This window comes from Alicyclobacillus suci, from assembly GCF_017329615.1.
Taxonomy (GTDB): domain Bacteria; phylum Bacillota; class Bacilli; order Alicyclobacillales; family Alicyclobacillaceae; genus Alicyclobacillus; species Alicyclobacillus suci.
The window spans coordinates 124,526-144,016 of record NZ_JAFMTW010000003.1 but is presented as its reverse complement, the minus strand read 5'-3'; the positions used below and the strand labels follow the sequence as shown (position 1 = coordinate 144,016).

Annotated in this window: 20 protein-coding genes; 11 read left to right on the top strand and 9 right to left on the bottom strand. The window is 52.3% G+C overall.

The annotated features are described in order from the left end of the window. Nucleotides 1-91: 91 nt before the first annotated feature. Nucleotides 92-316, top strand: coding sequence for a hypothetical protein (locus J3482_RS03105; protein WP_146824290.1), 225 nt, complete (start codon nucleotides 92-94; stop codon nucleotides 314-316). Here the strand turns inward: J3482_RS03105 and J3482_RS03100 are convergent, their stop codons facing one another. The 4 genes from J3482_RS03100 to J3482_RS03085 all read right to left on the bottom strand — a co-directional run bounded on the left by J3482_RS03100 (nucleotide 317) and on the right by J3482_RS03085 (nucleotide 5,545). Beyond that, a complete protein-coding gene (locus J3482_RS03100) occupies nucleotides 317-2,674 on the bottom strand; it encodes an EAL domain-containing protein (protein ID WP_206922045.1) in 2,358 nt (785 codons plus the stop codon). 248 nt (nucleotides 2,675-2,922) lie between these two features. After that, complete coding sequence (locus J3482_RS03095; RefSeq protein ID WP_188332350.1) at nucleotides 2,923-4,107, bottom strand: cation:proton antiporter; 1,185 nt, start codon at nucleotides 4,105-4,107, stop codon at nucleotides 2,923-2,925. A gap of 41 nt (nucleotides 4,108-4,148) precedes the next feature. Next, entirely contained in the window at nucleotides 4,149-4,673 is a 525-nt protein-coding gene (locus J3482_RS03090) for a GNAT family N-acetyltransferase (protein ID WP_146824293.1), read from the bottom strand. A gap of 26 nt (nucleotides 4,674-4,699) precedes the next feature. Then, nucleotides 4,700-5,545, bottom strand: a complete 846-nt coding sequence (locus J3482_RS03085) for a TSUP family transporter (RefSeq protein WP_223204256.1) — start codon at nucleotides 5,543-5,545, stop codon at nucleotides 4,700-4,702. Nucleotides 5,546-5,890: 345 nt separating this feature from the next. Between J3482_RS03085 and J3482_RS03080 the strand changes: the two genes are divergently transcribed. After that, nucleotides 5,891-6,247 (top strand): hypothetical protein, encoded by a 357-nt coding sequence (locus tag J3482_RS03080; protein WP_206922044.1) that lies wholly within the window; start codon nucleotides 5,891-5,893, stop codon nucleotides 6,245-6,247. Here the strand turns inward: J3482_RS03080 and hemG are convergent. The 3 genes from hemG to hemE form a co-directional block, all read right to left on the bottom strand. Further along, the gene (gene hemG / locus J3482_RS03075) at nucleotides 6,222-7,664 is read right to left on the bottom strand and encodes a protoporphyrinogen oxidase (protein WP_206922043.1); all 1,443 of its coding nucleotides are present in this window, start codon (nucleotides 7,662-7,664) and stop codon (nucleotides 6,222-6,224) included. The genes J3482_RS03080 and hemG overlap by 26 nt on opposite strands. Continuing rightward, nucleotides 7,665-8,594: a ferrochelatase gene (gene hemH / locus J3482_RS03070; RefSeq protein ID WP_206922042.1), complete on the bottom strand. Its 930-nt coding sequence runs from the start codon at nucleotides 8,592-8,594 to the stop codon at nucleotides 7,665-7,667. Nucleotides 8,595-8,699: 105 nt separating this feature from the next. After that, entirely contained in the window at nucleotides 8,700-9,734 is a 1,035-nt protein-coding gene (hemE, locus tag J3482_RS03065) for a uroporphyrinogen decarboxylase (RefSeq protein WP_146824297.1), read from the bottom strand. 205 nt (nucleotides 9,735-9,939) lie between these two features. Here hemE and J3482_RS03060 point away from each other — a divergent pair, with 205 nt between their 5' ends. The 8 genes from J3482_RS03060 (at nucleotide 9,940) to J3482_RS03025 (ending at nucleotide 16,936) form a co-directional block, all read left to right on the top strand. Beyond that, on the top strand, nucleotides 9,940-10,383 hold the full coding sequence (locus J3482_RS03060) for a BrxA/BrxB family bacilliredoxin (RefSeq protein ID WP_146824298.1): 444 nt from the start codon (nucleotides 9,940-9,942) through the stop codon (nucleotides 10,381-10,383). A 209-nt stretch (nucleotides 10,384-10,592) separates the two neighbouring features. Then, nucleotides 10,593-11,273 (top strand): fumarylacetoacetate hydrolase family protein, encoded by a 681-nt coding sequence (locus J3482_RS03055; protein WP_236017825.1) that lies wholly within the window; start codon nucleotides 10,593-10,595, stop codon nucleotides 11,271-11,273. A gap of 1 nt (nucleotide 11,274) precedes the next feature. Next, nucleotides 11,275-11,940, top strand: coding sequence for a metal-dependent transcriptional regulator (locus tag J3482_RS03050; RefSeq protein WP_021295072.1), 666 nt, complete (start codon nucleotides 11,275-11,277; stop codon nucleotides 11,938-11,940). Nucleotides 11,941-11,996: 56 nt separating this feature from the next. Continuing rightward, on the top strand, nucleotides 11,997-12,965 hold the full coding sequence (locus J3482_RS03045; protein WP_236017824.1) for a D-alanyl-D-alanine carboxypeptidase family protein: 969 nt from the start codon (nucleotides 11,997-11,999) through the stop codon (nucleotides 12,963-12,965). 222 nt (nucleotides 12,966-13,187) lie between these two features. Next, complete coding sequence (locus J3482_RS03040; RefSeq protein ID WP_146824300.1) at nucleotides 13,188-13,424, top strand: TM2 domain-containing protein; 237 nt, start codon at nucleotides 13,188-13,190, stop codon at nucleotides 13,422-13,424. 246 nt (nucleotides 13,425-13,670) lie between these two features. Then, on the top strand, nucleotides 13,671-14,657 hold the full coding sequence (gene dusB / locus J3482_RS03035; RefSeq protein WP_206922040.1) for a tRNA dihydrouridine synthase DusB: 987 nt from the start codon (nucleotides 13,671-13,673) through the stop codon (nucleotides 14,655-14,657). 78 nt (nucleotides 14,658-14,735) lie between these two features. Next, nucleotides 14,736-15,272: a signal peptidase I gene (gene lepB, locus J3482_RS03030; protein WP_206922039.1), complete on the top strand. Its 537-nt coding sequence runs from the start codon at nucleotides 14,736-14,738 to the stop codon at nucleotides 15,270-15,272. Nucleotides 15,273-15,760: 488 nt separating this feature from the next. Further along, nucleotides 15,761-16,936 carry an MFS transporter gene (locus J3482_RS03025; protein ID WP_206922038.1) on the top strand — a complete coding sequence of 392 codons (1,176 nt, stop codon included), beginning with the start codon at nucleotides 15,761-15,763 and terminating at the stop codon, nucleotides 16,934-16,936. Between the two features lie 186 nt (nucleotides 16,937-17,122). On the opposite strand, the gene J3482_RS03020 is transcribed toward J3482_RS03025, so the two are convergent. Beyond that, a complete protein-coding gene (locus J3482_RS03020) occupies nucleotides 17,123-17,662 on the bottom strand; it encodes an MFS transporter (RefSeq protein WP_328702233.1) in 540 nt (179 codons plus the stop codon). A gap of 13 nt (nucleotides 17,663-17,675) precedes the next feature. Next, the gene (locus J3482_RS03015) at nucleotides 17,676-19,067 is read right to left on the bottom strand and encodes a recombinase family protein (protein WP_206922037.1); all 1,392 of its coding nucleotides are present in this window, start codon (nucleotides 19,065-19,067) and stop codon (nucleotides 17,676-17,678) included. Between the two features lie 198 nt (nucleotides 19,068-19,265). Here J3482_RS03015 and J3482_RS03010 point away from each other — a divergent pair, with 198 nt between their 5' ends. Beyond that, nucleotides 19,266-19,406, top strand: a complete 141-nt coding sequence (locus J3482_RS03010) for a hypothetical protein (protein ID WP_188332351.1) — start codon at nucleotides 19,266-19,268, stop codon at nucleotides 19,404-19,406. The last annotated feature ends 85 nt before the right edge of the window (nucleotides 19,407-19,491 follow it).

The window sequence follows — 19,491 nt, the reverse complement described above, 5'->3', positions numbered from 1 at the left end:
GGGTGTGGTCACTCGTAGGACCCGGATTTTCTGATGGTATGGAATGCACGTACAGCGCTCATGCTACGCGTAGGCAGGAGGCGAATTGACGATGATTAACCACGAAATTCACGCGACACATACGTGTTTTGCATGCGATACCATCATTCCATGGACAGGCGACGTGTTCGGCAACGTCATCCTTGTCCACGGAAACGAAGTGGATGCCACCATTGCGGTGAGTGATCAGAAGGGAGGGTATGTAGAATGCTCTGTTCAACTACAGTGCCCCGAGTGTGGCGCGGTCAATCAGTTTAAGGTTCTTCACCACCGATGACTAACGTACGAGGTCTCCACGCTGGCCGAGTGGGGGAAGTTCCTGAGCTTGTCTGAGGGCACTCGAATAGAGTTCGGACAAGGCACTCCAATGCCCCTGGGCCTCGCCTAGCCGTACGTCAAATGCCTGGCTCGGGTCTCCCAATAATTTGGCCCGCATTTGCATCAGGCTGAGTTGCTCTATTAGTTGCCGTACAAAATGCGTAACCTGTAATGGCCCCTCACCAAACATGATGATGACAAACGCATCGCTTTCAATACGGAAAGGCAACGCGTTTTCACGGAGGTTTAAACGAGTGACTTCTGCAATCACGGCCATCGCTTGCTCCCATTGATCGATGTCTAAGTGCTCTGTGTTCACGATAGAAACATAAATGAGCGAAATATCGTCGAAATGGTTCGCGTACGGATGTTGGCAGACTTGTTCCAGTATGGTAATGGGTCCTTCAGCGACCCGGAGTGCACTGAAGAAACTGCGTGTGTAGAATTTCGTCGTTTGGTCCAAGTAACTGTGTCGTTGGCGAAGTTCGTCCAGATACGCGGCGTAAATGGTGTCGCCTAAACGCATGGATAAACGCATGAGCAATCTCCGGTCATCATCCGTATACAAATTGGGGTGGCTGGATTGCAGCGTAAACATCCCGTAAACCTCTTGTCCCCGTATGAGCGGGACGCGCACAATACTGCGCACCCCCTGTGCACCTAGTTCGTAATCCTCGGGAAATTCGGGTTCACGCAGCAAATCTCCACAGAGTGAAGACGATTTTGTCTTCTGAATAAATGAGAGACCGCTTTTGGCTGTCGGGATGAGTGTCCCAACGACGCGCGCAGGTATGTCGTCGCGCATTGAAGCTTCGTGGATAGCGCAGTATTGACCGTCTTCACCCATGAGCTCGATGCTAAACCGGTCGCATGGGATGCGCTCCATGATGCAATCTGGCAGAGTGGTCACCAATTCTCCAAGGCGCGGCCGCTTCTGGACGGCCATTCCCACACGTTCCAGCCACTCGTGTTCAGCCAACTGTAGTGACAGTGCATCGTGATCTCGCCACAAAGCATAGGCGCCGCGCGGTTGTGGGGACGCTTCGAACGACGTCAGGCGGAATGACGTCGGCGGAACAGGTTTTCCAAATAGATAACCTTGGATTTCATCGCACTTATTGTCGCGGAGGAAGTCGAACTGTTGGACAGTCTCGACCCCTTCGGCGACCACGTTTAAATTGAGCGACTTTGCCAACGAGATAATCGCGCCGATGATTGGGTTTTGGTTGACAGCACTTTGAATGCCAGCCGTGAACGACCTATCAATTTTAATCGTTTGGACAGGAAAACGCATTAAGTAACTCAGCGACGAGTAGCCAATGCCAAAGTCATCAATGGCGATACGAACGCCTAGGTTTCGCAGTTCAGTTAGTACATGAACTGCGTTGTCGACATCCTGCATCGCGGTTCGTTCGGTGATTTCCAGTTCGAGCAAGGTGGGATCCATCTTGGTTTCGCGTAGAATATTCCGCACGAGATCTGGAAAATCCGGCTGCATAAACTGTCTACTAGAGACATTGACGCTCATGCGTACGCGGTAGCCATCCGCAAGCCACCGTGCACCTTGTTCACAGACGGATCGCAGTACATACGCATCGATAGGCAATATCAAATCACTGGCTTCAGCCACTGGAATAAAGTGATGCGGTGGAATCTCCCCGTACTCCGGGTGCCGCCAGCGGCAAAGCGCTTCCGCGCCAATGACCTGCATGGATTTTGCTTGTATTTTTGGTTGGTAATAGATCTCCAAATCGTGATTATTCAGTGCATTGCGCAACATTGTTTCGACGATGAGCGGGGGCAATGGAAGATCCGTCTCTGTCGTCGAGTGAACAAATACCTGATTTCTCCCTGCGTCTTTCGCACGCTTCGCGGCGGATTCGGCCATCACGAGCGTGGGCTCCAGTTCACTGCTTGACGCATTCGCAGCAACGCCAATGCTGGCCGTAACGACGATGTCGTGATGCCCCAGGCGATGGGGTTGCGCAATGGCGTGAAGCAATCGCTCTGCAAGTGCAAACGTTCCTTCACTCGGCAAGTTGAAACAGGCCACGACGAATTCATCTCCGCCGAAACGCCCAATCATCGATTCACTGGGGCAATGTTGCACGATTCTCCGTGCGATTTCCCGAAGAATCTGATCACCCACACCATATGTAAAGTTTTCGTTCACCTGTCGAAATCGATCAAGGTTAATAAACACAATCGACGACGACGATATGTGGGGCATTGGAGTGCCCATAGCTCGTAAGAACTGACTGCGGGAGAGCAGATTGGTCAACGGATCTCGGTTGACCGATGTAAATTCAGAGCTCACGCGTTGCCACCGCCTAATCATGAGGTCGAATGTGAATGTCGAGCGTAAAGATAGGTGACAAAATTGCCGAGAAGAACCACATTTCGTTTTCGACGTTCATCTACTGAAATCCTCTTGATTCGACCATGATTTGACGAAAAAAAGAACGCAATGCCACGAAGCATTGCGCCATATCGGAGTAAGGGGTCTTGCACAATAGGTATCATGCCACGCGAGCATTGAAATCACCTTGAAATCACGTTCTCGATTTACGCTTGTACAGAGTTTTTGGCCTTCGTCGTCAGCGTGACGAAGGTGATGGGAGAGACGAGACTCGTGATGACCGCCACGAGGATGACGCAGTCCGCAAGTGATGACGAAAGCGCGCCAATTTGTACACCAATCTGGGCGGCGGCCGCAATCAGACTCAGCCGCGCAGATAGCAGGCAGCCGCCGGAGAGCGCTTGGCGCCAGCCAAATTGTCTGACGAGTTGCAGTGAAGGAATGAGCTTTACAGCGAAGGCGACGCAGATAAAAATCGGGATCCAAACAAGCGTTGGGCCGGCGGTAATAGAGCGAAAATCGAAATCAAGGCCGACGGAGATGAAGAATAGCGGAATGAAAAAGCCGTATCCGATGCCGTGGCTATAGTCGCGAAGTTTTTCCTTAAAGGCAAATGGTAAGGCTGATACCAACATGCCGACAAGAAAGCTGCCCAAAATCGGTTCGGCGCCAGTGAAATCAGCTAGTGCTGCGGTTACGGACAGCAATGCAATGCTCGCTCGTATGCGAACCTGCACGTCACCGGCTTGCCGGCGCAGCCACGGCAATCGTTGCATGATTCGCAACAGCCAGTAGACTACCAGACTGAACGGCACGATGGCGCAGGTGAGCAGGACGCGGCCGAACCCGTTTGACGTCTGTACTGTGATAAACATGGAGAGCAAAAACATTGTCAGAAAGTCGGCGAGGAGTGCACTCACGAGAAGGGTCTGGCCAAATCTGGAGCGAATCGTGCCCGTCTCTTCAAGTATGGGTAAAATGACGCCAAGTGACGTGGTGGAGAACAAAAGTGTCAGCATATAGGGATTGGTCGGTCCAGGCGTGAAGCGGCAGAGCAACCACGAAATGCCGAAGCTGAGTAGCAACGTAAGACAAAAGATGGAGAGTCCAGTGACGAGGGCCGGCGATTTTTTTCCCGATGGACGGAGTTGCCGCATATCAATTTCCATTCCGGAGATGTACATCAGGAACAGCAATCCAAAGTCTGCGAGGTGGTTCAGCCATGTCACTTCGTCATGCGACATATGGACGTGGTTTGATTGCAGTATGATGCCAAACAGCAAGTAGCCTACTGTGGACGGGATACGCAGTAGGGGAATGCGGGTGAGCAGCGAACTGAAGGCGAAGGACGCGGCTAGAATCAGCAAAAAGACGAACAGGGTATCGTTCACGATGCCACCTCCCGCACCATGGTATGTTGTGCGGGACAGGTCTAGTACTTGTGCAATGTTTCGTAATCCGTTTTGTCTATCGCGTAGAGGTTTACGGGGGTGCCGCGAAAGGTGGTCTTGTCTGCGAATTGCATGCCTATTTTTTGCGCCACATGAATCGAACGGGTGTTTTCCGGTTGAATCAAGCTGACCAGTCGGTTGAGCCCGAGTTCGCGAAACGCCAGGTCACGAAAGAAGCGAGCGGCTTCGGTCCCGATGCCTAAGCCCCAGTAACGCCTGGATACCCAATACCCTAGCTCCATTTGTAACTTCCCATCAATTTCTTGAGGAACTAATCCGGCATGCCCGACTGGCTGTTGTGTGGCTTTGAAGACGGTGACGAGCACGCCTTTACCTAGTTCAGATTTGGATAGCCAATATGGATAGTTCAGCTTTAAGGCGGTTTTGGAGCGCACTTTGCCAGAGCCGATAAAGCGAATGATTTCAGGGTCTTGCCACAGGCTTAAATAAAATTGAAAGTCTTTCATCTGATACGGTCGGAAGAACAGTCGCGAGGTTTCTAGCATTTTCTTACACCTACTTTGATCACGGATCACGGCGAAATCAACGTATACAACTGCTGTAGAATGACGAAACAGGTCACGCCAATGAACAGTGGACGCACGTATTTTGCGCCGCGTCGAATCGCGAATTGCGAACCGATAATGGCACCGATGACCATACCGGCACCGAGTATGATGCCAGCCAGGTAATCGACTGCGTGGACTGTCACAAAGGCGCCTAGTGCGCCGAGATTCGTCCCGAAGTTCAGGGTGCGAGCGTTGCCACTGGCGTTGACAAAGTTAAATCCAAGTAACACGAAAATCATCATAAAGAAGGAGCCAGTGCCTGGACCGAAGAAACCGTCGTAAAATCCGACGACGAGCGCGGCCAAACAGGCGAACAAAAAGACAGACCGCGTCAAGGAAGTTCGGTTTTCCGTTAAGCCTAATCGCTTGTTCCAGAATGTATAACCTGCGACCAAGATAAGAAGTATCAGTACAAGCGGGCGTAAGAAGGATGAGGGCAGATGGTGAACCACCACCGCGCCAGTGGCGCCGCCGAGAACGGCGAGTGGAAAAGCCACGAGGACGATGCGGTACGTCACTTTGCCTGATCGGAGATAGGATAAGGTGCTGGTCAAAGACCCCATGGTGCCTGCTAGTTTGTTGGTGCCGAGCGCCGCCGCTGGTGGAAATCCGACAAATAGTAGCGCAGGTAGAGAGATGAGGCCACCTCCGCCGACGGTCGAATCGATGAATCCTGACAGAAGGCCCGAGACAGCAAGTATGATATAGATGGTGGGGTGATGTGCGTGCAACAAGTTTATCCGGCCCTTCCTCGTCAAATCCAACTTATTGTAGCGCTCCATACCGAGAATTGACAATCCCTGCGGCATGCGTCCATTCGTCTGCCGATAGGGTTGCGTAACATAAAGTATCTTCGCGCAAGGAGGTGCTTTTATGTACGGAGTATTTGGCGGGTACACACAATGGGCAGTTGTCTTCTTGATTATCTTTGTCCTGTTTATCCTGCTGGTTCCTTACGGCGGCTACGCGGGCGGTGCAACCGGCGCGTACTGAGGCACAACCGAGCACTAGCATGATAAGCGCGATTGCCGTCATGCGGGGGGAAGGGTCACACGTTCGCGTGTGGCCCTTTACTTGAGACAATACTCGCGCGTGAATCGAAGACACAGCTTTGGGCCCGCCTTCATTGGCTCACTTCAGATGTGTACAAGTTTATGCGCCAGCTGTTCGGCGTGACGGCAGGCGGGACATTTGTTGCGCGCTACGTTGGGTTTCAATCGGGACACGTCGTGGTGCACACCGCAGTGTTTTGGACAGAGGTGGGGAAGACGTCCGTGTTCGCTGAACCTGAGGATACCATCGATTTCGCCGTGTCTGATTACTGGAGCACGCCTGTCGCCTGGCTGGATGCCGACTCGGGGTTTACCATTCGCGACAGTCGATTGCTGGTCACCCACGACGCAGGCACGTCGTGGGTGTGGATACCCTCTCGCCACGGTGGACGGGGGGATAACGTGGGCGTTGCGCTCGAACTGACGAATGGATTTAGCGGCTGCGAACTTGTTGTGTGAGATAGGAAAGAGCCGCTTTTGCAACTTCTTCGCCATGAACAATACAGTCTGGCAGACCCAACCCTCGATAGCCACCACCGGCTACCCAAACGCCCGGTAAGCTCGCACGGATATCGGCTTCTAAGTTCGCCCATTGACGCAGGTGGCCAACTGGGTAGTTTGGCATTGCGTCATTCCAGCGTGTCACCTTGTGGAAAACAGGCGATGCCGAAAGCCCTACTAATTCCCGCACTTCGCTTTGGACGAGTCGAGCCATCTCTGCGTCGTCGAGCGACAAATACGTTTGTTGACCGGCGCGCCCCACATAACAACGCAGAATGACAAAGCGTTCATCGGTCGTATGAGGCCACTTGCTCGATACCCATGTGCTCGCCGTGATGGCGCGGTTTTCCGTTCGCGGGACGAGAAACCCAGACGCATGACTTAAATCGACATCGACACTGTCGGCGGGGTAGCCGAGAATGACCGTAGCGGTTGACACGTAGGGTACGTCAAATTGTTTCGATCTCGCCGGCAAATGTACATCGAGCAATTGTTTCATTGCCTTGACGGGTGTGCAGACGAGGACCGCGTCAAATGTTGCGGTGGTGACATCACCTTTCGTCTCGACTGTCAGTTGGTAACCTTCTGCTGTTTGTTCGAGTTTTGTAATGTGGTGGGATTTTTTGATGGTCACGTTAGGCTCGAGCTCGTCTGCCAATCGCTCGATCACGGTTTCTAATCCACCCTTGACTGTGATGAATGCACTACGGCCGTTTTGCGTTGCGGGTGCAGTTGCGGCTTTTGGGCGCATGCTGCGCGCTCCGATAATGAGACTTCTGTACTCGTCTGCAAGCTGACCAAACTGTGGCCATGTCGCGTGTAGGCTGAGCTCGTCAATATTTCCTGCGTAAATGCCTGCAAGCAGTGGTTCGGCCAGTCCGTCTACCCATTCGTCGCCAAGTCGAGTACGCAAGAATTGGCCCAAGGAAACGTCTTTTGACAGATCTGTGCGGGGGAGTAACAGGTCGAACAGCGTGCGGAGTTTGCCCTGGGCAGAGAGTACATCGGATTGCATGAACGTAGAAATATCCCGTGGAATGGCCATATGCGTGCCCTGCGGCATAGACCGGAGTTTACCGTCTTTCACGATATAGGTGTGCGTGGACGCTGGGTTTTGTTCGACCACCTCAGAAGCCAGTCCCAGTTCGCGTAACAACTTGATGCCTGCAGGCTTCCTCGCCAAAATGGAATCAGGACCCCCTTCGAGGGTGAGTCTTTCATCCCGATAAGTTATCACCTTGCCGCCAATGCGGTCACTTGCCTCGTACACGGTGATTTCCACGTTTTGTTCCTGCAATCTTGCATCTTGACATAGGCGGCGGGCTGCAGTGAGTCCTGTAATACCAGCGCCGATGACGGCGACGCGATGGGTCATTTACTCCACGTCTCCTTGCTGTTCGCACTTTCTAACTGCATTCCGAAGTGCTTGCAAAAATTCTGGATCATCGTTCATCTGGCGCGTGCGCACGAGATGAATCCCGAGTTCTTTTGCCACCTGCTGCGCTTCAATATCGATGTCGTACAAAACCTCGAGATGGTCGGCCACAAACCCTTGTGAGCACGAGACGACTTCTTTTACACCTTGTTCCTTGAGGTTTCGCAGGACGTCGAGAATATCTGGACCGAGCCAAGGTTCACCGGTTTGCCCCGCACTTTGCCAGGCGAATTGATAATGCTTCAACTGCAAGCGGCGAGCGACCTCTTCGCCAGACTCGTGAAGTTGGCGAACATATGGGTCGTCCGTCTGGAGAATTCGCTCTGGCAGGCTGTGGGCAGAAAATACGACTACAGCGTCTTTGGGATTGGCGCACAACTGGAGTGCTTCACTCACGCGAGCGCTCAATACGTCGAGAAATGTGGGTTCCATGTGCCAGTGGTGGACAAAGCGGAATGTCGGACCACCAAGTTTCTTCGCCGTCTCGAGTGCTGTTTTTTCGTAGGCCCCGACACTCATGTGCGAATAGTGGGGGGCCAGCACGATGCCGACGGCTTCTCTGATGCCGTCTTGATACATTTGTTTGACGGCGTCTTCGATAAGTGGCGCGATATGTTTCATCCCTTGGTAGAGCGATACATCTCGCCCACCGTCTGTGCGGAGAAGTTGTTCAAGGCCCCGCACTTGCGCCTGTGTAATCTCAGTCAGTGGGGAAACGCCACCAATGGCTTCGTAGCGTCTAATTAAATCTGCTAGTTGTTCGTCTGATGGTGCGCGACCGTGTCGAATGTGTGTGTAGTAAGGAAGCACTTCTTCCAAATTGTGCGGCGTACCGTACGCCATGACAAGTACGCCCAGTGGCGTCGTCATCGGCTAGCCCTCCTCGTCAGTCCATGGTCAGTAGATGTGCATTCGGTCAATAACCGTCTCTAAATCTAGGCGCCCTGGCTAGTTGCATGTCAGGGCATGAATGGGTTACACGCCGTGATTGACGTCAAATTCGTGAACGACGTCGACCAGGTATTTTAACGCCGCGATGTCCGTGGTCGGTTTGACACCGTGCCCCAAGTTGAAGATAAAACCAGGGTCCTTCGTGCCTTCCCGCAAAATGTCGATTGCGCGTCGCTTGATTTCGGTAGCAGGTGCGAACAGCATGGCAGGGTCAAAATTGCCTTGCAGAGCCACAGCTGACCCGACACGTTGGCGCGCGTTCGCGAGGGGGACACGCCAGTCGACCCCAATCACATTGGCACCTGTCGTCGCGAATTCCCCGAGTAATTCTCCAGTGTTGACACCGAAGTAAATTAAGGGCACACCGAGTGGTCGTAACCCTGCGAAGATGCGTTGCATCGTCGGCTTTACATACTGGACAAAATCACTTGGCGCCAGGCTGCCTACCCAGGAATCGAACACTTGCAGCGCTTTTGCGCCTGCCCGGACTTGCTCTCCAGCATAGCGGATGGCCATATCTGCCAGCTTGTCCATCAGTTTTTTCCATAATTCCGGACGGGCGACCATCATCTGTTTGGTCTTGAGGTAATCGCGCGAAGGCCCCCCTTCAATCATGTAACTGGCGAGCGTAAACGGGCCGCCGACAAAGCCGATAAGCGGCACAGTTAATTCGCTGGCGAGTTGCTCGATTGTCTGTAGGACGTGTGGAAGTTTTTCCTTCGCGTCAAATACTTCTAGCCGCTCCACGTCGCGAACATGTCGAATGGGCGTTGCAATAATTGGCCCGACATGTTCGCGGATTTCAAAAGGTAGGCCCATGGCACCGACTGGAATCATGATGTCGGAAAATAAAATGGCAGCATCGACGCCCAATTTTTCAACGGGCATCTTGGTGACCTCCACGCAGATTTCCGGATGCTCACAAATTTCCACTAAACTGTAACGTTCGCGAATCGCCCGGTAATCGGCGTCGTAACGCCCAGCCTGGCGCATGAACCAGACAGGGACTGTGGCCGTTTTTTCTCGTCGGCAGGCGCGTAAAAATGTGTCGTTGAACAAAGGTAACGAACTCCAATCCAGTAAACTTGACGCAACTTGTCGATTCCTGTAAAGCTATCCTCTCCTGTTATACCGACCTCGCGGGCCGCTTGCAAATCAAAACGCCTATCTCTTGAACAATTTTCACGTGACGTTCGCCAAACTGTCATTTGCTTGTGAACGAGGGTATAATGGAGGAGAATGATCCGACAAGGAGGTTTGGCTCATGAGTTTGGAACTGGATTTCTATCAGATGATGATTCAACCGATGCGAGATGAGTTGACGCAAATCGGTTTTCGCGAACTCCGCAGTGCTGAAGAAGTAGACGAAGTCATGGCACAAAAAGAGGGTACGACACTGTTCGTCGTCAACTCTGTGTGCGGCTGTGCAGGGGGTATCGCTCGTCCGGGTGTTGCGCTTGCGCTGGAGAACAGTAAGCTGCCGGATAGGCTCGTGACGGTCTTCGCGGGCCAGGATAAAGAGGCGACAGAACGCGCCCGTTCATTTTTCACGAACATGCCACCATCGTCTCCATCGATGTTTCTGTTCAAGGATGGAGAATTGGTTGGTGTTCTGCACCGGAGTGACATCGAAGGTTCGACAGCTGAAGCCGTGGCGGCCAAGCTTACCGCCTTGTTTGACGAATATTGCAGCGTGAAGGCCCACTGATCTATCTTTTGCGGTTGATGTTGTGGTCAACCATCAGGGCGTGCGGCAGACTGGGGAACCCTCGTCGTCGGCACGATACGCTTAGCGAGTCGAGCGATTTGCTCGGCTCGTTTTCGTGTTTTTTTTGTTTTGGAATGATTTCTACCATGGTGACGCTGCTCGGTGATGAGTGTGTTACACTATCCCCAAAACCAGTGAGGAGAATTGCCTTGGGAGACTTCAACGATTGGCGTTCTGCGGACGACGTGTTTCCTGGTATTCGCAATATTTTTTGTGTGGGTCGCAACTATCGCGAACACGCGAATGAACTGAACAACGCTGTGCCGACTGAACCGATGATTTTTGCAAAGCCGACACATTCGCTGTCGGCCGCAACAGGAGTTGTGACATTGCCGGCGGATCGGACGTCCATTCATTATGAATTGGAGATTGTCTTGTATATCGCACAACCTGTGACAGCGACTTCAACTGCGCGCGATGTGGTCGGGGCAGTCGCGCTTGGGTTGGATTTGACGGACCGGGATGCCCAGGACAAGTTGAAGGCGAAAGGCCACCCATGGGAATTGGCCAAAGGGTTTGTCGGGTCGGCTGTCGTCAGCGACTTTTATCAATTTGACGACTTTTTGCAGGTCAGGGACGCCACCTTCCAATTTGAGCTGAATGGTGCAATCGTGCAGACAGGACATCCAACCGACATGGTGTTCGACTTTGACACACTGATTCAGCACGTGCACCATCATTTTGGCCTGACACAAGGCGATATTTTATTTACTGGAACCCCAGCCGGGGTGGGTCCGCTTCGTGACGGAGACACCGGTCGATTCTATATGAACGGGCAGACTTGGGCAGATTTTAAGGTACGGCACAATGTGGCCGGGAAGGGGGATTGAGGTGCCTCGATCACATGCGATGGACGCCTATCTCGAAGCAATTTATGTATTGAATGCGGAAGGTGAAACCGTCCTTGCGTCAAAAGTGGCGGATTATCTAAATGTGTCGCGCCCCACGGTGTCGCAGACGCTACAGCGCATGAATGCGGCGGGTTACGTGACGACTGGGGACGGCAAGGAAGTCGTTTTGACGGAATCTGGGTTGGCTCGAGCAGAGGAGATTGTTCGCCGACACCGACTGTTGGAGCGGTGGTTGACAGATCAGTTGGGCCTGGATTGGGCGGATGCCCACGTCGAGGCGGGGAGATTAGAAAATAGTCTATCTCCGCTGGTCGAAGAACGACTTGCGGAATTGTTGGGAAATCCGACGACGTGTCCACATGGTAATGTCATTCCTGGCACGGGTTATATCCAGCCGACAGGGGTTCCGTTGTCGGAGGTTCAAGCGGGTACGACCGTGGAAGTGATTCGTATTGTGGAACTGGCAGAGGAAGACCTCGATTTGCTGCGCTATCTCGATAAGACAGGGTTTGTACCCGGCGAGCGTTTGCGGGTTGTCGAGCAGAATCGATTTCAAGCGGGTATTCCTGTCGAAGTGCGAGGCGAAGTCATCTCGTTGGACGAAAACGTGGCCCTGCGAATTCTGGTTCGCGAGGTTGAAGCATAAAAACTGCCGAAACGCCCACCTTAATCACTGAGAATGAGAGAGAGGTGGGCGTTTGCATGCGACGACACATGCCATCCCTATGGTGGGTCCAACGGACACTCCTTTTGTGCACGGCCTTTGTCGGGGTGTTGGGGCTTTGGTTCGGGCGAGCGAACGTCGTTGCCGCACAGACGCCTTCGTCAACTGGCCCCTACGTGAATGCGAAGGCCGCGATTGTCTATGACGCAACGACAAAGCAAGTGCTCTACGATAAACGCGCGGATGAGCCAATGTATCCGGCGAGCACGACGAAGCTGATGACGGCGATTTTGCTCGTCCAGCATCTGCAGCCAAATGATCCTATCTATATCGGCACGGAAGCTGCGCATCAGCCAAAGGTCCGTTTAGGGGTGAAGCCCGGCACGGAAATTCCGGCCGACGATGCGCTCAAGGCGCTGTTGATGAAAAGCGCCAACGACGTGGCGTATGGGATTGCTGAGACCGTGGGCGGATCGCAAGAAGGGTTTGCACGCATGATGAATGTTCAGGCGCGGCTCTTGGGATGCACGCACACGCGTTTCGTCACGCCCAACGGCTTGCATGCAGATGCCCATGAAACGTCCGCGAAAGACGTGGCGTTGATTTTGGCGGAAGCGATTAAATATCCACGGATTGTCGAGGCGATGCAGACGACAAATCACATGGTTGACGGCAAATCTGTGCGCAACACGAACCGATTGCTCTACAGCCAGGCCACGTCGATTGGGGAGTACATCGGCGGCAAGACCGGCTACACTTCGAAGGCGATGTATTGCTTGGCGACAGCGGTCAAGCAACATGGTCACGTCCGCATTAGCGTCGTTCTCGGCGCGCCACGCAAAAATTATATGTACCGCGAGACTGTGCGCCTTTTGTCCTGGTCGAATCGGCGATTCCCTGGCACATCTGAGTCTGATACGACCGATGGCGATACCGGTTTACGAGAGACGCCCATTAAACCAAACACTTGGTCTGCAAACAAATACCAATTACCTGTTGCTAAATGATGTTGATACGCGCTTAAGCATGCGACAGGGGCGCTGAAACAGGGTTACTGGCCGGCCGTATGCCTGGTTTGTAACCCTGTTTCGCATGATGGGTGATTCAGCGGTTACCCCATTGAATGTGGTCGTACGCTGCTGTGCAACCGGCAGTTGTCCGCGTGCGCAAGTTGACAAGCCGTGCTGGCATAACTTGTATCAACGCGCGCTTAGGCGGGGGGCGAACGAATGCAAAAATCGGTTGCATTGGCGTATGTCCTTTGGTTCTTTCTTGGCTACTTAGGTATCCACAGAATGTATTGCGGGCGGGTTGGCAGCGGTGTGGCCATGCTTGCGTTCACAGTTTTTGGGATGTTGACTATGAGCATTGTCGTCGGGCACCTGCTACTGATGATTGTCGGCATTTGGTGGCTAATCGATCTCTTCTTGACGGCAGGTATGGCCGGATCTACCTGGCGGCGTTGACGCTGAGTTGACGCTGAAGGATGTCACCAATCGCTGTAACAATCTGAGGTTGGAGGTCGGTTGATACGCGCTACACAGGCGCGTATAATTAATGTGATTGTCCTAAGAACGTTACGACAGAATCGCACAACTGACGTTAATAGTCACTTCGTGTATTTGCGGAAACTGACCGAGGGATGGCTGGCGTCGCGAATCGCATAACATCGCGACGCCTCTGCACTCGGATGCAAAGGAGCGTTTCAATAAATGAAGGTGAATATTGCCGGGGTAATGCTCGATAACCCGGTCATTTTGGCGCCAATGGCTGGCGTGTGCAATCCGCCGTTTCGAATTTTGGCCAAAGAACTTGGGGCCGGAATGGTTTGCGCGGAAATGGTAAGCGATAAGGCGCTGGTTCACGGCAGTGCGAAGAGCCAGCGGATGTTGACGATTTTGCCGGATGAAAAGCCTGTCTCGTTGCAATTGATGGGCTATGATAAAGATTCGATGGAAAAGGCAGCCGAAATGGTTGGCGAGACGAACGCCGATTTGATTGATATTAACATGGGTTGCCCGGTCTTAAAAATTTATAAAAATGGCTCTGGTGCGGCATTAGCGAGGAATCCTGACTACGCCGCAGAAATCGTCCGCGCGGTCGCAAGCCACGTGGACAAGCCGGTGACGGTCAAGTTCCGTAAGGGCTGGGATGATGATCACGTTAACGCTGTCGAAGTCGCCCTCGCCGTCCAAGAGGCTGGTGCTAAGGCAGTTGCCGTGCATGGCCGGACGGCAAAACAGATGTATTCGGGACAGGCGGACTGGGATATTATCCGCCGCGTCAAGGAAGCGGTGAAAATTCCGGTTATTGGCAATGGTGACGTCGCGAGTCCGGAAGATGCAAAACGGATGCTCGAAGAGACAGGCTGCGATGCGGTGATGGTCGGGCGCGCGGCGCTCGGTAACCCATGGATTTTCCGTGAAATCGTGCACTTCTTGGAAACGGGCGAAAAATTGCCGGGACCAGGCCTTGAAGAGCGTATTGAGGTGACCCTACGTCATATGCATCTGCTCGTGGAGCACAAAGGTGAGGTTATCGGCGTCCGAGAGATGCGCAAACATGCTGCGTGGTATATCAAGGGGCTGCCCGGTTCGGCTGAGATGCGGACGGTTATCAATCAACAGACGACGATGGAAGGTATGGAACACGCGTTGCTCACGTACATGGATGACATGTTGCGTCAACGGAGTGCGTGAGAATTTACACAAAATCACCAATGTTGGACGGCTTTATGGTAGATTGGTGAGGTAAAGATAAAGGATGTGAACCGTCGCATGGGCCAGCGAAAGCGGCAAAATTGGTTAACGGGATGGCTATTGCCAATCGTAGTTGGTGTGGCTATCGCACTTTGTATTCGCCAATGGGTGGTCAGTGCGGCATATGTCCCTTCTGAATCCATGTACCCTGCCATTCCCAACCCGTGCTATATTCTCGTGAACAAATTGGCGACAGAAATTCACGGGGTACAGCGCGGTGACGTCGTGGTCTTCCACTTTCCTGATGACCCGGCAGAATTGTATGTCAAACGGGTAATTGGACTCCCAGGAGACACGGTCAAAGTGACCAACGATGCCGTCTACATCAACGGCAAAAAGTTGAACGAACCGATAATTACGCAGCCAAACCTGAGTGGCTTTGGTACGTATCACGTCCCCGCAGGTCATTATTTCATGATGGGTGACAACCGTTCCGTATCCGAGGACAGCAGGTTCTGGATTCATAAATACGTATCCAGACAGGCGATTGTCGGCGAGGCGGACTTTGTGCTGTTCCCGTTCAGCAAAATGAAATCCATTCCACAGCATTTGTGATGCATGTCGGCGGTGAAGGCGATAGGTACGGCATGGGTTCGTCAAGGTACGGCATCCGGTTACGCCATCAAATCTGCCTTTATGCACCGAATTGCACCTCTTCAGCGGAAATAAGGCCCATTACGGGCCTTATTGTATTCTGCCTCCCGGGATTTCCATCATTCGATATCTGTTTGTATCATCCACAAACGCCATGCCACAAGCAAATGTTTCGCCATATTGGCACTTATCTCCCGATTCGCTCACGTGCTTGCTTACCCCATATCGCTTAATGATCTTCGATTGTTCACCACTTTGGAGGATTAGGTAATCATCTGCGAGGAATCGACTATCTGTCCCCGGCGCGGTCAGCTCATAATACACTTGTCGCCTGTAAAACACGCGATCTCCTGGGTAAGGAGGGATGGCAACGGACACTGAACAACAGGAGGTATGATTTTACAGCGTACAACGGATGTATTTTACGTTGAGGTAGGTGGCGATTCAGGATGCATCATGCGGAACGCAGCGACTTTGCAAGGGTCATGATTGTTCTTGGACTGAGTTCAATATGTATTCTCATGCTCGTATATCTTCCAATCCCACTCATTCCGGTATGGCAGACGCAATTTCACGTCACGACGAGTGTGGCAGATTGGACCAGTAGTGCATATGGTTTTGCCTATGCAATTGGAAACGTATTTTGGGGGATGCTTTCTGATCGGATTAGAAGAATAAAGATTCTCTACATCGGACTGTTTTTGCTTACGTTCATAACGGTGCTGGTCGGGTTCAGCCCATCGCTTGCGCTTTTGATTCTATTTAGAGTATTGGAAGGTGTGGTTGCGGCCTCTTTTCCCGCTGTGGCCATTGCCTACATTGGTGACGTACTTGCACCGAGATACCGCTCTATTGCGACGACGGTCGTTAGTTGTGGTTTTCTTGTAGCCAGCGTACTGGGGCAAGTTTACGGTAGTTTGATGAATAGGAGTTTTGGGTGGCATGCAGCATTTCTGTGGCTTGCGGTCGTTTATGTACTGCTTGCGATTGGCATTCTGCTGCTTCCAAAAGGGGCTCGTCCATCCACCCAAATATCATTTGCTTCTGTCTGTCTCCGCACAATTCGGCTCTTTAGAAACATTCGTCTGGTTGTGAGCTGGATTGTGGCCGTACCGATACTGTTGTGCTTTATCGGGATGTATTCCGGATTAGGCGTTTTGTTGTCAAACGGTTTCGGACGTAGCACGGGGGACTTGATTGAGATTCAACTTCTAGGCATTCCGGGGATTGTATTGTCACTGGTGGCAGGTTATGCAATTCGGTATTTCGGAGCAAAACGGGTATTGATTTCTGGCGTGTTGATTGGCTGCTTGGGACTCATCCTGGAAGCCGTCTCACACTCCATAGGCCTTCTCACGTTGTCGAGTGTCATTGTTGTTTTTGGTCTTTCTTCTGCGGTACCTGGGATTATCATGCTGGTTGGGCACTTTGGGAATGAAGCCAGGGGAAGCGCGACAGCGGTTTATGCCTTTTTTGTGTTCGTTGGAGCCAGTTTGGCGCCGCTATTGGAAACCGCCTTGGTCTCCTCTTATGGTGTTCGTTGCTTTTTTGTTGTGCTCGCCGGAATTTTGTTCCTGACCGCCTTGTTGAGCGGTTTTGGGATTCGATATTCATCTTCAAAATGATTGCGGTACGTAGGGCCTCATGAATAGATGAGGGGAGAGAAGAAAGATATGTCTGGATGCTACGAGGTCTACACCGATTATGCGTAGACCTTGTAGTCGTTTTTCCCATTTGGCTGCTGTGATGTTGTGCACAGGGTTTCGGGTGGGCGGCCTAAACAGGCGCTTTGTGGCCTGTAGGCCCATTCGTCAATGGATGTCTTTTCCCTTTGTCTCATACCCGAGGCCGATGACCACGGCGAACCCAATCAAGAGAACGATAAAGAACAGCCCGAAAATCCAACCATAACCCAAGTGCATTCCGAGTAGCCAACCGGTGATAAATGGCGCGAGTGCACTGCCGATACGACCGAATCCAGCAGCCCAGCCCATGCCGGTCGCGCGTGCGGCGGTAGGGAACTGTTCAACGGTGAAAATGTACGTGCCTGCAAAGGCGGCTAACATAAAGTACGAAAGAAACAATCCGCACACAATAAGCATGGCCGTACTATTCGCCAGGCCAAATAAGAGCGCCGAGATGGCGGCGAGAATCATCGCTGGTACAAGTGTGCGTTTCCGCCCCCATTTTTCCACGAGCCATGCGGCTGTCAGATAGCCGGGTACCTGGGCCAAGGTCATAATCAGCGAGTAACCAAGGCTGTGCACGAGTGAATATCCCTTCTCCGACAACACCGATGGAAGCCACAAAAACATGCCGTAATACGTGTAATTCATGACAAACCAGAGAATCCAGCTAGGGGTATTATACGTTCCACACGATTTCTATATGTTTGTCCGCATACACGCGGACATTCTTAATAAGTAACCGGATTGCCTCTCGTTGTTCGTCGGCGGTCATGTCATCCCATAGGTCGTTTATTTTTTGCGCGACCTGGCTGAATCCTGTGGTGTCGACTTGGGCGGCGCATTGCCGTTGAATATCGCCCATCTGTTCAAAGATGGCCTGGCGTTCATGATTTAGGCGCTCAAGCCGCTCTTTGACGACCGACAGGGGAATTGCCCCGGCTTCGACGGCATCCAGTAAGTTGTTCTGTTGGCCTTTTACCTTTTCAAGCGCGGATTCGAGTTCATTCAAGATAGCATCATGGTGAAAGTCATGATCCAATGCCATTTCCATTGGTTCGACCTTGATCTCACGGGCCTGTCGCACCACCAGTGCTTCGATATCACGAGCGAGGAAACTATGTGTTTTGCATAACGCTGGTGACGCTTTCTTGTTCTTACATTGAACGCGTAGGTAATGTGCAGATGTTCCGTTCGCCAGTTTTTGTTTCGACTTAAAATAATACACCCAAGCACCACATTCACCACAGGTCATCATTTTACTTAATAGGTACACGCCTGCGCTTCTACGCTGTCTTTGTCCCGTCCGAGCCTGGAGTTCCCTTTGTGCAGCGGTAAATGTTTCCTCGTCGATGATGGCTTCGTGCTGGCCTTCAAAGATGTCTTTGCGCATCACAATTTGGCCGAGATACGTTCGCCGCCGTATCATATTCAGGATGTAGTAGTGGTCAACATACTGATTCGGAACGCGTTTTTGCATCCACTCTGCGATGGACTTGCGCGAGTCACCACGAATAAATCTCCGAAACACTTCACGCACGATTTCCGCTTCGCTCGGAACAATCTCCAGCACGCCTGCATCGTTCATCTTGTAGCCAAAGGGGAATGATGCACTAGGCCAAAGGCCACGCCGCGCACGTTGTCGCAAACCTGATTTTGTACGTTCAATGATGGTGTCGCGCTCCAACTGGCCGAACACCGCGAGAATTCCAAGCATGGCACGACCAAGCGGGGTTGATGTGTCGAATGGCTCCGTTACGCTCTTGAAAGCGACCCCGTGCTTGTCGAATACGTCTTCGAGTAGGTACAGTACGTCTTTTTGTTTGCGTCCTAAGCGGTCAAGCTTGTAAACGACCACGGTGTCCACCTGCCGACGGTCGATATATCGCAACAGCCGCTGGAGTGCGGGGCGGTTCATGTTCGTTCCAGAGTACCCGTCGTCTGTGAAATGTTCAAAGTCGCTCCATCCTTGCGATTTACAATAGGCCTCGAGCCGTTCCTTTTGGGCATCGAGTGAGAAGCCGCTCTGCGCTTGTTCGTCTGTTGAAACGCGTTCGTATAAGGCAATCATCGTCTACCCTCACTCCCATTTCGGACAAACAGTGCCACCGCTGTTAACCGGTTGAGGTTGGACATGTTACAGACCACTATGCCGCTGTTGTTGTTTCACAGGAATTGTATGTTCCATTTGAGCATGACATCCGGAGAAAAGCGGATTGGCAAGTGGTCAAGCCGGTGGTGCATAGGGCTTATCGAGGGGGGAGTGGTGATGAGCGACTATCGAGTGCCGACGCTCAGCGAGTTTCCAAAGCCCATTCGAGATCAGGTGTATGTCTTGCTAAAACGCGCGATGATCAGGAAGCAAGAGCGCCTGGCTCAACAACTGCGCAATGAATTGCATAGCTCATAAGTCTTTTCGAGGGTTGCCTGTTCCATCTCATCTATCCTTTACGATGGATGGTGGATATCGCAGCCCGCTCGTGAAATTTGGACAA

Excerpts from the sequence above, each read along its gene's own strand:
- dusB (WP_206922040.1), top strand. The coding sequence starts at position 13,671 with ATGAAGGTGAATATTGCCGGGGTAATGCTCGATAACCCGGTCATTTTG.
- J3482_RS03080 (WP_206922044.1), top strand. The coding sequence starts at position 5,891 with ATGCGCCAGCTGTTCGGCGTGACGGCAGGCGGGACATTTGTTGCGCGC.
- hemH (WP_206922042.1), bottom strand. The coding sequence starts at position 8,594 with ATGACGACGCCACTGGGCGTACTTGTCATGGCGTACGGTACGCCGCAC.
- J3482_RS03060 (WP_146824298.1), top strand. The coding sequence starts at position 9,940 with ATGAGTTTGGAACTGGATTTCTATCAGATGATGATTCAACCGATGCGA.
- J3482_RS03105 (WP_146824290.1), top strand. The coding sequence starts at position 92 with ATGATTAACCACGAAATTCACGCGACACATACGTGTTTTGCATGCGAT.
- J3482_RS03040 (WP_146824300.1), top strand. The coding sequence starts at position 13,188 with ATGCAAAAATCGGTTGCATTGGCGTATGTCCTTTGGTTCTTTCTTGGC.
- J3482_RS03015 (WP_206922037.1), bottom strand. The coding sequence starts at position 19,067 with ATGATTGCCTTATACGAACGCGTTTCAACAGACGAACAAGCGCAGAGC.
- J3482_RS03045 (WP_236017824.1), top strand. The coding sequence starts at position 11,997 with ATGCGACGACACATGCCATCCCTATGGTGGGTCCAACGGACACTCCTT.
- J3482_RS03010 (WP_188332351.1), top strand. The coding sequence starts at position 19,266 with ATGAGCGACTATCGAGTGCCGACGCTCAGCGAGTTTCCAAAGCCCATT.
- J3482_RS03025 (WP_206922038.1), top strand. The coding sequence starts at position 15,761 with ATGCATCATGCGGAACGCAGCGACTTTGCAAGGGTCATGATTGTTCTT.
- hemG (WP_206922043.1), bottom strand. The coding sequence starts at position 7,664 with ATGACCCATCGCGTCGCCGTCATCGGCGCTGGTATTACAGGACTCACT.
- J3482_RS03085 (WP_223204256.1), bottom strand. The coding sequence starts at position 5,545 with ATGCCGCAGGGATTGTCAATTCTCGGTATGGAGCGCTACAATAAGTTG.
- J3482_RS03090 (WP_146824293.1), bottom strand. The coding sequence starts at position 4,673 with ATGCTAGAAACCTCGCGACTGTTCTTCCGACCGTATCAGATGAAAGAC.
- lepB (WP_206922039.1), top strand. The coding sequence starts at position 14,736 with ATGGGCCAGCGAAAGCGGCAAAATTGGTTAACGGGATGGCTATTGCCA.